Origin of the sequence: Ureibacillus thermosphaericus (genome assembly GCF_012396605.1) — a bacterium.
GTDB lineage: Bacteria > Bacillota > Bacilli > Bacillales_A > Planococcaceae > Ureibacillus > Ureibacillus thermosphaericus.
In genome coordinates this window covers 42,667-56,000 of sequence record NZ_JAAXPW010000020.1, presented here as the reverse complement: position 1 = coordinate 56,000, position 13,334 = coordinate 42,667, and the positions used below count along the sequence as shown (strand labels likewise).

Annotated in this window: 9 protein-coding genes; 6 read left to right on the top strand and 3 right to left on the bottom strand. The window is 36.6% G+C overall.

Annotation, left to right across the window (positions count from 1 at the left end; genetic code table 11):
* Window positions 1-539 precede the first annotated feature (539 nt).
* Window positions 540-2,204: a ribonuclease J1 gene (rnjA, locus tag HF990_RS09295; protein ID WP_016838287.1), complete on the bottom strand. Its 1,665-nt coding sequence runs from the start codon at window positions 2,202-2,204 to the stop codon at window positions 540-542.
* Between the two features lie 5 nt (window positions 2,205-2,209).
* Window positions 2,210-2,419 (bottom strand): DNA-dependent RNA polymerase subunit epsilon, encoded by a 210-nt coding sequence (locus tag HF990_RS09290; RefSeq protein ID WP_016838289.1) that lies wholly within the window; start codon window positions 2,417-2,419, stop codon window positions 2,210-2,212.
* 447 nt (window positions 2,420-2,866) lie between these two features.
* On the opposite strand from HF990_RS09290, the gene HF990_RS09285 reads away from it, so the two are divergent.
* Window positions 2,867-3,637 (top strand): Cof-type HAD-IIB family hydrolase, encoded by a 771-nt coding sequence (locus HF990_RS09285; RefSeq protein ID WP_016838291.1) that lies wholly within the window; start codon window positions 2,867-2,869, stop codon window positions 3,635-3,637.
* Between the two features lie 115 nt (window positions 3,638-3,752).
* Here the strand turns inward: HF990_RS09285 and def are convergent, their stop codons facing one another.
* Window positions 3,753-4,307: a peptide deformylase gene (gene def, locus HF990_RS09280; RefSeq protein ID WP_016838293.1), complete on the bottom strand. Its 555-nt coding sequence runs from the start codon at window positions 4,305-4,307 to the stop codon at window positions 3,753-3,755.
* Window positions 4,308-4,684: 377 nt separating this feature from the next.
* Here def and pdhA point away from each other — a divergent pair, with 377 nt between their 5' ends.
* From pdhA to HF990_RS09255, 5 genes are all read left to right on the top strand, one after another.
* Window positions 4,685-5,788: a pyruvate dehydrogenase (acetyl-transferring) E1 component subunit alpha gene (gene pdhA, locus HF990_RS09275; RefSeq protein WP_016838295.1), complete on the top strand. Its 1,104-nt coding sequence runs from the start codon at window positions 4,685-4,687 to the stop codon at window positions 5,786-5,788.
* 3 nt (window positions 5,789-5,791) lie between these two features.
* Window positions 5,792-6,769, top strand: coding sequence for an alpha-ketoacid dehydrogenase subunit beta (locus tag HF990_RS09270; RefSeq protein ID WP_016838296.1), 978 nt, complete (start codon window positions 5,792-5,794; stop codon window positions 6,767-6,769).
* A 20-nt stretch (window positions 6,770-6,789) separates the two neighbouring features.
* Complete coding sequence (locus HF990_RS09265) at window positions 6,790-8,106, top strand: dihydrolipoamide acetyltransferase family protein (RefSeq protein WP_168412465.1); 1,317 nt, start codon at window positions 6,790-6,792, stop codon at window positions 8,104-8,106.
* A 3-nt stretch (window positions 8,107-8,109) separates the two neighbouring features.
* Window positions 8,110-9,522, top strand: a complete 1,413-nt coding sequence (lpdA, locus tag HF990_RS09260) for a dihydrolipoyl dehydrogenase (protein ID WP_168412464.1) — start codon at window positions 8,110-8,112, stop codon at window positions 9,520-9,522.
* A gap of 207 nt (window positions 9,523-9,729) precedes the next feature.
* Window positions 9,730-12,804 (top strand): efflux RND transporter permease subunit, encoded by a 3,075-nt coding sequence (locus HF990_RS09255; RefSeq protein ID WP_016837571.1) that lies wholly within the window; start codon window positions 9,730-9,732, stop codon window positions 12,802-12,804.
* The last annotated feature ends 530 nt before the right edge of the window (window positions 12,805-13,334 follow it).

The following is a 13,334-nucleotide window of genomic DNA, read 5'->3' as shown; positions in this document are numbered from 1 at the left end:
AGGTTAAACTTTAATAGAGTCATTTTTTCATCCTCTTTCTATTTGTTTTTATTGGGTCTGAAAACAGTGTAGCAAAAGAGGAGGAAAATGGCTCTTTTCTTTTTTACACAATTATATGGACTCTATCAAAAAGCCGGGAGCAGAGAGGGATAATAGTCAAATTTCAGAAGATATTAGCCATACGCCAGAGGATAATAGTCAAAGGAACGAACATAATAGCCAAGCGATAAAAAAAGCCGAGAGCGATGGGCGATAATAGTCAAATTTCAGAAGATATTAGCCATACGTAAGAGGATAATAGTCAAAGAAGCGAACATAATAGCCAAGCGATAAAAAAAGCCGCGTGTGAGGGAGGATAATAGTCAAACTTTCGAAGTTAATAGTCATGCGCCAGAGGATAATAGTCAAAATAACCGACATAATAGTCAATCGATAAAGAAAGAAGGAAGCGAGTTAGCAATATATAAAATTGAATGACAACATGAATCGAAGAAATAAGGCTGTCTAGAAGGTTAATTTTTCTAGACAGCCTCAGATTTTTATACTTCCATAATGATTGGTAAAATCATTGGTCTACGTTTAGTTTTTTCAAATAAATATGGAGATAAAATATCTGTTATCTCATTTTTTAATTCTGTCCATTGAGATTTTTCTTGAATCATTTCTGCTAAATGATCTGCAAGCATTTTCTGTGCTTCGCTAATTAGTGTAGCAGATTCACGCATATAAACAAAACCTCTAGAAATAATATCAGGACCTGCTACAATTTTTTGTTGTTTCATATCTACGCTAACAACAACAATGACTAATCCTTCTTCGGAAAGAATTCGGCGATCGCGCAACACGATATTTCCGATATCACCAATTCCGCTTCCATCAATGTAAACATCGCCTGAAGGGATGCGTCCTGCAACGTAAGCTTCGTTTGAGCTGAGTGCAAGTACATCTCCATTTTCCATTACAAATGTATTTTCAGCCGGTACATCGCAATCAATAGCAAGTTTCGTATGCATTTTTAACATGCGATATTCACCGTGAATTGGCATGAAGAATTTTGGCTTCATTAAGCGAAGCATTAATTTTTGTTCTTCTTGGGAACCGTGACCTGAAGTATGAATATTGTTAATAGATCCATGAATGACTTCTGCACCAGCACGGTATAATAAGTTAATAATTTTATTGACGCTAATCGTATTGCCAGGAATAGGCGAAGAGGAGAATACAACTGTATCTCCTGGCTGAATTTGAATTTGACGGTGAGTACCATTAGCAATTCGCGATAAAGCCGCCATTGGTTCGCCTTGAGAGCCTGTACACAAAATCATTACTTCATTTGCTGGTAGGCGATTGATTGTTTGAGCGTCAACGAACGTTTCTTTTGGTGCAGTAATGTATCCTAATTCTCGACCAATGGAAATAGCATTATCCATCGATCGTCCGAAAACTGCAATTTTTCTTCCATATTGAGCAGCTGCATCTGTTACTTGTTGAAGTCGATGGATATTGGAAGCGAACGTTGCAAAAATAATACGTCCTTCAACTTTACGGAAAATATCGTGGATGCTTTCACCAACTTTTCGTTCTGACATTGTAAAGTTAGGTACTTCTGCGTTTGTGCTGTCCGATAATAAACAAAGCACGCCATCGCGTCCAATTTCTGCCATTTTCGTTAAGTTGGCTGGTTCACCCACTGGTGTAAAATCAAATTTAAAGTCACCAGTATGAACGATATTTCCAGGCGGTGTTTTTACAACGATTCCAAATGCGTCTGGAATACTATGTGTTGTTCTAAAAAAACTAACAGATGTTTTTCGGAATTTAATGACATCGTCTTCTTTAATCTCAATCAGTTTCGTTTGACGTAGTAAACCATGTTCTTCTAATTTATTGCGCAAAAGTCCAAGGGCAAGTTTTCCACCGTACACAGGTACATTTACTTGGCGCAATAAATATGGTATTCCACCGATGTGGTCTTCATGGCCATGAGTAATAAAAAGACCTTTAATTTTATCGGCGTTTCGTACTAAATAAGTGTAGTCAGGAATTACATAATCGATTCCTAGCAAATCATCTTCAGGGAATTTAATCCCTGCATCGATGATAATGATTTCATCTTGAAATTGAACTCCATAAGTATTTTTGCCGATTTCACCCAGTCCGCCAAGAGCAAAAACGGCAGTTTGATCATTTTTTACAAATTTCATATAGACTACGCATTCTCCAAACGGAAATTCGGGCTATTTTTTTCATATTCTAAATAATTGCCCTCAAGTAGTTGAATATATTCAATCAAAATGTGGCGATCTTTTAAATATTCGCGGACTTCTCGTTCTGAATTAGCTTCTAGATAGAGGCTTTTCGTATTTTCGCGAACTGGTACTTCATCTGGATTTTCTTGATAATACACTTTGTAAATCATCTTTTCTCTCCCTCTTTAACCGAACATTTTTTGCATCTATTATTTTTCCACTTTTTACGAATATAATCAATTGGTATTTATTATATTAACGCAAATGGTTTATATCTTCACAACCAAATGCATGAAGTGGCCTATTAGTTAAAGTGACAAAAGTTATTAAGAAATATTCATTATATACCAAAATTTCAAATTTGTAACATGTTGAAATAGAATGCATTTCCTTTATATTATCATGTGAATCTTTTAAAATAAAGAAAAGCCCTCCGTTTTTGAAGGGCTTAAGCGATTGATTTTTTACCGAGGATGCCATTAAGACGCTTCAAAAGTTTCTTTTTGAGTCTTTTTAACATGGTGCACCACTCCTTAATTTAAAGTATAAGGTAGAATTATATATATGTAAAGTATTTTTCATTTACATATAAATATGCATTAGAAGGGTTAGTGACAATGAAGAAGGTTCTGTTTTTTGACGTAGATGGTACACTTTATAATAGTAAGAAAAGACTGCCTCCATCTGCGAAAGATGCAATTTATCAAGCAAAAAGGAATGGTTATGAAATTGCCATTGCTACAGGTCGAGCTCCTTTTATGATTCAATCGATTTTAAAAGAGTTAGAGATTGATACTTTTATAACTTTTAATGGACAATATGTTGTTTATAAAAATGAAGTAATTTTTACAGATAGTGTTCCACAAGACGATTTAACGGAAATCATTGAATTCGGATCAATGCGCAACCATCCTGTTGTATTTATTGATGACGAAAAAATGATTGCGACAACAGAAGGAAACAAAAAAATCGAACAAAGTTTATTATCGTTACGCTACCCGTATCCCGAAATTAATCCTCATTTTTATAAAGAAAATGCTGTCTATCAAACACTTATTTTTATGGAAGAAGAAGAGGAAGCGATTTATCACGAAACATTTTCAAATGTTAAATTTGTTCGCTGGCATCCGTACTCTTGCGATATCCTTCCAAAAGACGGTTCAAAAGCGAGAGGGATTAAAAAAGTATTGGAAAAAATGAATATTCCCATTGAAAATGCCATTGCTTTTGGTGATGGATTAAACGACATTGAAATGCTTCAAGCAGTTGGTGTAGGGGTAGCAATGGGTAATGCCAAAGAACAAGTAAAAGAAGTAGCTGATGTTGTAGGTGAACATGTTGACAATGATGGGCTTGCGAAAGTGATGAAAAAATTAGAAATCATCTAATCTATTTATATGCATGATGACTTTTCGAAGTCTCGGCATTTGTCTCATACAAGTAGAAACCCCAAAAGCACTGAAGACAAAATTGGTGCTTTTAGGGTTTTCTTTTTTATGCTTATTAACCTTCAAAAGGAAAAGCATCTGGAATAGGAGCAAATGGATCTTCTTTATTAATATGATCATAAAACATAATCCCGTTTAAATGGTCCAATTCGTGTTGAAAACATATCGCTGGAAGACCTTTTAAACGCATTTTTTTCTCTTCGCCATCAACAGTGAAGAATTTTACCGTAATCCGTGCATATCGAGGAACATACCCAGGAACATTGCGGTCAACGGATAAGCAGCCCTCACCATTAGGTAAGTACGTTTTTTCTACAGAGTGGCTGACGATTTTTGGGTTGATTGCGACAAAGCTGAGTGTTTCTCCATTTTCTTCTTCAATATGAAGGGCAAACATTCTTTTTAAACAATTTACTTGGTTTGCTGCAAGCCCTATTCCAGAACGCAATTCATATTTTTCTGCTATTTCCGGGTCTTGGCTATTTTTTAAAAACTGCAACATATCCTCTGCTAATTTACGCTCTTCATCTGATAACGGGAATTTCATCTCTTCTGCTTTCGTTCTTAAAGCAGGGTGACCTTCACGGACAATATCTTTCATTAAAATCATATTTTACTTCCTTTCAATTTCTCTATCAAAATGAAGGTTTTTCTATTTAAAAATACCATATGTCAATTTCTTTTTCTAATAGATGTTTCAATGAATATTATATGTCATTTATAGGCGATAATGAATTTCGTACAACGGATTATTTTATGAGCATATCATATTAATTTTGTCAAAAAATTAAACTGTTATAATACAAGTTTATTTTGTGGTATAACAGAATGTTTTTGTGATAAATTCAAATAACTAGCATAATTTTGAATTGAAAAGAAAAAACAACGATTGACCGATTGTATTATGGTAATATATACTGTAGTAAATTGAAGGTTGTATCAATTTTCGGGTTATAAAAAATGATACAGATAAAGGAGAGGTGTTTTATGAGTGGGAAAGTTTTTGATCCAAAAGGTGTATTACAAGATGTTGAAAGCAAATTTGAAATGTTTCAAATTTTAAATGAAAACGGAGAAGTTGTGAACCCAGAGTATGAACCAAAATTGTCTGATGAAGAATTGGTAGAACTGATGACTCGCATGGTTTACACAAGAGTTTTAGACCAGCGTTCTATTTCTCTAAATCGACAAGGACGACTTGGATTCTATGCGCCAACTGCAGGACAAGAAGCTTCCCAATTAGCTTCCCACTTTGCATTGGAAAAAGATGACTGGATTTTACCAGGTTACAGAGATGTTCCTCAAATCGTTTGGCATGGCTTACCGTTATGGAAAGCATTCTTATTTAGCCGTGGACATTTCATTGGAAACCAAATTCCTGAAGGTGTAAATATTTTACCTCCTCAAATTATTATTGGTGCCCAATACATTCAAGCAGCTGGGGTTGCTTTAGGAATTAAGAAGCGCGGCGGAAAGAATGTAGCAGTAACATATACAGGTGACGGTGGTTCATCTCAAGGTGACTTCTATGAAGGTATCAACTTTGCAGGGGCATACAAAGCGCCAGCAATCTTCTTTATTCAAAATAACCAATATGCGATTTCTACTCCTCGTGACATACAAACAGCTGCAAAAACACTTGCACAAAAAGGAATTGCAGCAGGTATTCCATGTGTTCAAGTAGATGGAATGGATCCATTAGCTGTTTATGTAGCAACAAAAGATGCACGTGAGCGTGCTGTAGCTGGTGAAGGTCCGACATTAATTGAAACAATTTGTTACCGTTACGGACCGCATACAATGTCAGGGGACGATCCAACGCGTTATCGTACAGAAGATATTGATAATGAATGGGCGAAAAAAGACCCAATTGTACGTTTCCGTAAATATTTAGAAGGCAAAGGACTCTGGTCTGAAGAGAAAGAAACAGAAGTGATTGAAAGAGCGAAAGAAGAAATTAAAGAAGCTATTAAATTAGCGGACCAAGCTCCAAAACAAACAGTAACTGACTTAATCTCCATCATGCATGAGGAGCTGCCTTTCAATCTAAAAGAACAATACGAAATCTATAAAGCAAAGGAGTCGAAGTAACCTATGGCACAAATGACGATGATTCAAGCGATTACTGATGCTTTACGCACAGAATTGAAAAATGATGAAAATGTGTTAGTGTTCGGGGAAGACGTCGGTGTAAACGGCGGGGTATTCCGAGCAACTGAAGGTTTACAAAAGGAATTTGGAGTGGATCGGGTATTCGATACTCCTCTTGCTGAATCAGGAATCGGTGGTCTTGCAATCGGTTTAGCTTTACAAGGATTTCGTCCAGTTCCGGAAATTCAATTCTTCGGTTTCGTATATGAAGTAATGGATTCCATTAGCGGACAAATTGCTCGTTATCGTTTCCGCACTGGCGGTACGTTTAATATGCCAATTACGATTCGCTCGCCATTTGGGGGCGGTGTACACACGCCTGAAATGCACTCTGATAGTTTAGAAGGATTAATGGCTCAACAACCGGGCTTAAAAGTTGTGATTCCTTCAACGCCATATGATGCGAAAGGGTTGTTAATTTCAGCTATTCGCGATAATGATCCGGTTATCTTTTTAGAGCATCTAAAACTATATCGTTCATTCCGTCAAGAAGTGCCTGAAGAAGCTTATACAATTCCAATTGGTAAAGCAGATGTAAAACGAGAAGGAAAAGATTTATCCATTTTCGCTTACGGATTAATGGTGCATGAAAGCTTAAAAGCTGCAGAAGAATTAGAGAAAGAAGGATACTCTGTAGAAGTAGTGGACCTTCGCACAGTGCAACCACTTGATATTGACACAATCATTGCTTCTGTAGAAAAAACAAATCGTGCAATTGTTGTTCAAGAAGCACAAAAGCAAGCTGGAATCGCGGCAAATGTCGTTTCGGAAATCATGGAAAGAGCGGTATTAAGTTTAGAAGCTCCGGTACTTCGAGTGGCAGCACCAGATACAATTTATCCGTTCCCGCAAGCTGAAAATGTTTGGTTACCTAATTACAAAGATATTATCGAAACAGCGAAAAAAGTTTTAACATTCTAATTGATGAAAGGGTGGACGTAATGGCGTTTGAATTTCGTATGCCAGATATCGGCGAAGGAATCCACGAAGGTGAAATCGTAAAATGGTTTGTGAAACCAGGTGATGAGGTAAATGAGGACGATATTTTATGTGAGATTCAAAACGATAAAGCAGTAGTGGAAATTCCTTCTCCTGTTGCAGGTAAAGTAGTAGAAATTTTAGTCGATGAAGGCAGTGTAGCTGTCGTTGGAGATGTGCTCATTCGCTTAGATGCACCAGGTTATGAAAACATGCAATTTAAAGGTGATGCTCACGTTGAGGAAGATTCATCTAAAACGGAAGCGCAAGTTCAAGCGACAGCAGAAGATGGAAAAGTAGAAGATACGAAACAACAGGAAACAAAGGAAGTACCACTATCTTCTGAAATTGAAGTTGCTAAACGAGTAATCGCGATGCCTTCCGTTCGCAAGTTTGCTAGAGAGAACGGTGTTGATATTCAGTTAGTAGAAGGTACAGGGAAAAACGGTCGTATCTTAAAAGAGGATATCATTCGTTATATGGAAGGCGGGCAAACTGTTCAAGAAGCGCCAGAAGTTGTGGAAGAAAAACAAGAAGCGGTGGCAGAAATTCCACAAATTCCTGTGTTGGAAGGTGAATTCCCAGAGACGAGAGAAAAAATTTCTGGAATTCGCAAAGCGATTGCAAAAGCAATGGTTCATTCCAAACAAACGGCTCCTCATGTAACTTTAATGGACGAAGTAGATGTTTCGAATTTAGTCGCTCATCGCAAAAAATTCAAAGATGTTGCGGCTGAAAAAGGCGTCAAGTTAACATATTTACCTTATGTGGTAAAAGCGTTAGTGGCAATGTTGAGAGAATTCCCAGAATTTAATCGTTCATTTGACGATGCAACACAAGAAATTATTCAAAAACATTATTATAATGTTGGAATTGCTGCCGATACTGAACGTGGGTTGCTTGTTCCAGTTATCAAACATGCGGACAGAAAATCAATTTTTACAATTGCGTCCGAAATCAATGATTTAGCAACAAAAGCGCGTGAAGGAAAACTTGCTCCAAACGAGATGAAAGGCGGCTCAATGTCCATCACAAATATAGGCTCTGCTGGAGGCCAATGGTTCACACCAGTGATTAATCATCCAGAAATAGCAATTTTAGGACTTGGAAGAATTTCAGAAAAGCCTATAATAAAAGAAGGTGAAATTATAGCAGCACCTATGTTAGCATTATCATTGAGCTTTGATCATCGTATGATCGATGGAGCTTTAGCTCAAAATGCTTTAAATTATTTGAAGCGTTTACTAAGTGATCCTGAACTTTTATTAATGGAGGCGTAACAAATGGTAGTAGGAGATTTTCCAATCGAAATCGACACTCTTGTAGTTGGAGCAGGTCCTGGTGGATATGTTGCAGCAATTCGTGCAGCACAAACTGGACAAAAAGTAACAGTTGTTGAAAAAAATGAAGTGGGCGGAGTATGCTTAAACGTTGGATGTATTCCATCAAAAGCGTTAATTTCAGTTGCTCACCGCTACGAACAAGCAAAACATTCAGATGATATGGGTGTTATTACTTCTGATGTAAAACTTGATTTTGAAAAAGTGCAAGCTTTCAAAGACAGCGTAGTAAAAAAACTTACAGGTGGAGTAGCTGGTCTATTAAAAGGAAATAAAATTGATGTTGTAAAAGGTGAAGCTTATTTCGTTGATGCAAATACTGTTCGCGTTGTAAATGGCGACCAAGCTCAAACTTATAAATTTAAAAATGCAATTATTGCAACAGGTTCTCGTCCTGTGGAAATCCCAACATTCAAATATTCTGATCGTGTAATTAACTCTACTGGTGCGTTAAACTTAAAAGAATTACCTAAAAAATTAGTTGTAATCGGTGGAGGATACATCGGTACAGAATTAGGAACAGCATATGCAAACTTTGGTACTGAAGTAACAATCCTTGAAGGTGCAAGCGACATCTTAGCAGGATTTGAGAAACAAATGACTCAAATCGTGAAAAAAGGTCTGAAGAAAAAAGGTGTTACAATTGAAGTGAACGCCCTTGCTAAAGGTGTAGAAGAAACTAATGATGGCGTAATTGTAACTTATGAAGTAAACGGCGAAGAGAAGAAAGTTGAAGCAGATTACGTACTTGTAACAGTTGGACGCAGACCAAATACAGATGAACTTGGTCTTGAACAAATCGGTATTGAGTTCGGCGAAAGAGGATTAATTAAAGTTGATAAACAATGCCGTACAAATATTCCAAATATCTATGCAATTGGTGATATTGTTCCTGGTCCACAACTTGCTCACAAAGCTTCTTATGAAGGAAAAGTTGCTGCTGAAGCAATTGCAGGACATAAATCTGTAGTTGACTACTTAGCAATTCCAGCTGTTTGCTTCACAGACCCAGAAATGGCATCTGTTGGATATAGCGAAGAGCAAGCGAAAGCTGAAGGTATCGAAGTAACTGTTGCGAAATTCCCATTCGCAGCAAACGGTCGTGCATTAGCATTAAATCAAACAGAAGGTTTTGTGAAACTTGTTGCACGTAAAGAAGATGGCCTTATCATCGGTGGACAAATTGTAGGTGCTGGTGCTTCTGACATGATTTCTGAAATCTGCCTAGCAATCGAAGGCGGTATGACAGCTGAAGACATCGCTCTTACAATTCACCCGCATCCAACTTTAGGCGAAATCACAATGGAAACTGCGGAAGTATTACTTGGCAACCCAATCCACATTATTTCAAAATAATCACTAGTTTAGAGCCCTTGTAACTCATTACAAGGGCTTTTTTTATTTTGAAGCTTCTCGTTCTATGCTGGCAAATATCTGGTCGAATTGATAGGAAATGATGAATTGATTCTCTAGCTCGTAAAATGATGAATTTTCAGCATTGAAAAAATGAGATTGCACAAAATAAAAATAAATAATTAACCATCAAAGATAGGTGAATGACCATTGAATGGGATTCTTCGATTTGTGCTAAGGAATAAACTAGCTGTCTGGTTACTAACATTCATTTTCTTAGGTACAGGAATATACTCTACATCTAAAATGAATATGGAGACTATTCCTGATATATCAATTCCAGTTATTACGGTTACGACAGTGTATCCTGGAGCAACTCCAAAACAGGTGATGGAAGAAATTTCAGAACCTTTGGAGAAAGTTGTTGCAAACTTAGAAGGAGTTCTAAATGTATACTCTAATTCCTATGCCAATTTATCAAATGTGCAAATTGAATTTGAGTATGGTATTGACCTTGTTAATGCCGAACGGGAAATCAAGTCAGCCATTGAACAAATAAAACTTCCAGATCATGCAGAGGAGCCAAATATTACACGAGTAACAATTAATGCATTTCCAATATTGGCTTTTAGTATTTCAAGTGAAACAGAAGATATTGCAGAACTTACAACGACGGTAGAAGAAATTGTCGCACCAAAATTTGAAGGAATTGATGGTGTGGCGTCTGTTTCGATTTCAGGTCAACATGTAAATGAAATTGAGTTACATTTTAATGAAGAGAAAATGGCTTCTCTTGGGATAACAGAGGAAAATGTAAAACAAATGATTCAATCGAGCAACGTCCGAGTGCCTCTTGGATTATTTCCGTTTCAGGATGAAGAGCAATCAATCGTAATTGATGGTAAAGTGACGACAATTGAAGGATTAAAGAATATAGTTATACCAATTACCCCTTCCCAGATTTACCCTTATCCTTTTGTTACGTTAGGTGAAATTGCAACTATTCATTTTGTTGGGAAAGTGGAGTCTGTATCAAGAACGAATGGTAGAGAGGCAATCACTTTACAAATTGTTAAAGCGCAAGATGCCAATACGCTGGAAGTCGTTAAGGAAGCGAAAGCGTTAGCGAATGAATTAACGTCATCCGTTCAAGGGTTAATCATTGATGTTACTTTAGACCAAGGTGCACCAATTGAACAGTCTGTCAGAACCATGTTAAATAAAGCCTTTATTGGCGCAGTGGTAGCAATTGTTGTCATTTTATTCTTCTTAAGAGATATCAAATCAACATTGATTTCTGTAATTTCCATACCATTATCTTTATTGATTGCTTTTATGATTTTGTATTCTCTAGATATTACGTTAAATATGATGACATTAGGTGCGATGACGATAGCAATTGGGAGGGTTATTGATGACTCGATTGTGGTCGTTGAAAATATTTACAGAAGGCTCCATTTAAGAAACGAACCTTTATATGGACGAGCATTAATAAGCTCTGCAACGATTGAAATGTTTAAACCAATATTATCTTCTACATTGGTTACCATTGCAGTATTTTTACCACTAGTATTTGTTGGAGGGATGATTGGGGAATTATTTCTCCCATTTGCACTGACAATAACCTTTGCATTGCTCGCATCTTTGCTTGTAGCAATTACCGTGGTACCAGCATTTTCACATTCACTTTTTAAGAAAAAATTATATAAGGAAAATAGAGTTACAGGGCATCGATCCACCAAAAGCATGTTGGCAAAATATTATAGGAAATTTTTAAATTGGACATTAAATCATAAACTGATTACTTCATTTGTTGCTTTTTTATTACTTGTTGGAAGCTTATGTTTAATTCCTATTCTCGGCTTTAGTTTTTTGCCAACAGAAGAACAAAAAATGCTTTATATCACCTATACACCAGAGCCGGGTGAAACGGAAGATACGATATTACAAAATGTGTCTGAAGTAGAACAGGAAATGATGGCAAGAGAAGATGTGGAGGTTGTTCAACTTTCCATCGGTTCAAGCGATAATATGATGATGGGTATGGGCAGCAATAATGGAGCTTTAATGTTCTTAATTTTTAATGAAGAAACAGAAAACTTTGATGAAGTGACAAAAGAGATCGAAAATTACTTAGCCAATTTAGATCATTCTGGTAAATGGAAAAATCAAAATTTCAATATGTCCGTCTCGAATAACGAATTAAGTTATACAGTTTACGGCAACGATCAAGTTGATTTAGAAGAAGCTGTTATGCAAATAGAAGATATAATGCAGGATTCAAAGTATGTAAAAGATGTTTCGACAAGTCTGGCGGAACGATTTGATGAATATACATTGAAAGTAAATCAACAAACCCTCTTGCAATATCACTTATCAGCTGCACAAATCGCTTATTTATTAAATCCTCATATGCCGGAACAAGTATTAACAACGATTGAAAAAGATGGAGAAGACGTCAATGTTATTATTCGCAAAGATAAAATCATACCACAAAACTTTGAAGCGTTGTTGCAAACTCCACTCTCTACTCCAACAGGAAGTGTTGTGACAATTGGAGATATAGTTGAAGTGAAAAAAGGAACGGTTGCCAATACAGTTTCGCGAAGTAAAGGGAAATTTTATGCAACAGTTTCTGGTACGATTACAAGTAAGGACATTACGAAAGCTTCTACGGAAGTGGAAGAAAGGCTTGAGAAATTAAAATTACCAAAAGGCGTTGAGATTGAAGCTGCAGGAGTAACAAAAGATATGGAAGAAGCTTTTGTGAAACTTGGTCTTGCATGTCTTGCGGCAGTGGCGATTGTTTATTTTATATTAGTAGTAACGTTCAGCGAAGGGCTCGCTCCATTTGCCATTTTATTTTCTTTACCTTTTACCGTGATAGGAGCCTTAGGATTGCTATGGATTTTTGATGAAACGATATCCGTTTCAGTGATGATGGGACTTCTTATGTTAATCGGAATTGTTGTAACGAATGCGATTGTTTTAGTGGACCGCATCGTTCATATGGAATATGACGGAATGAAGATGCGAGAAGCAATATTAGAGGCGGGTAGCACTCGATTAAGACCGATATTGATGACGGCTATTGCAACAATGGGGGCATTAATTCCGCTTATATTTGAGGAAGAAGGAAGCGGTTTAATTTCAAAAGGATTAGCCATTACCGTAATCGGTGGTTTATTTAGTTCAACAGTTCTCACTTTATTTATCGTTCCAATTGTATACGAATCATTATCAAGACTTTTTGGAAAAAATCGAAGAGCGATTCGGCTAGATTAAATGAAAAAGCTGTACGAAAGCCAATATACAATGTCTTTCGTACAGCTTTTCTGTTTATCCATATAATGAGGAGGAAACGTATTGTGGGGAAACTCGCACAAGATTATATGCTAACCACACAAGCTTGAAGGTTATCCGCACGAGATGTGTGGTTATCTACACAAGAATGGAAGCCATTCACACAAGTAGGGGAGCTATCCGCACAAGCTGCTGATGTATCCACACAAGCAGATAAGTTATCTACACAAGAGGAGAGCTATTTATGTAAAAGGTTGATTTATTCGCACGAGCAGGTGAAACATCCACACAATTAAATAAGGAATATGCACAAGAGCAGTATTAATCTGCACAAGCTAGAGTGTTATCTGCACAAGAAGGAGATTCTTATTTAGTGGAGCAATTACATCAAAAAAAAGATGCCAGCTCCTTCATTGTAAAAATGCATTTATCCGTTTATTCGAGAATTCATCCTCATAAATTAGGAATTTATCTTCAATATTTAGATAGTTTTGATTTTTATAAATTTAAAA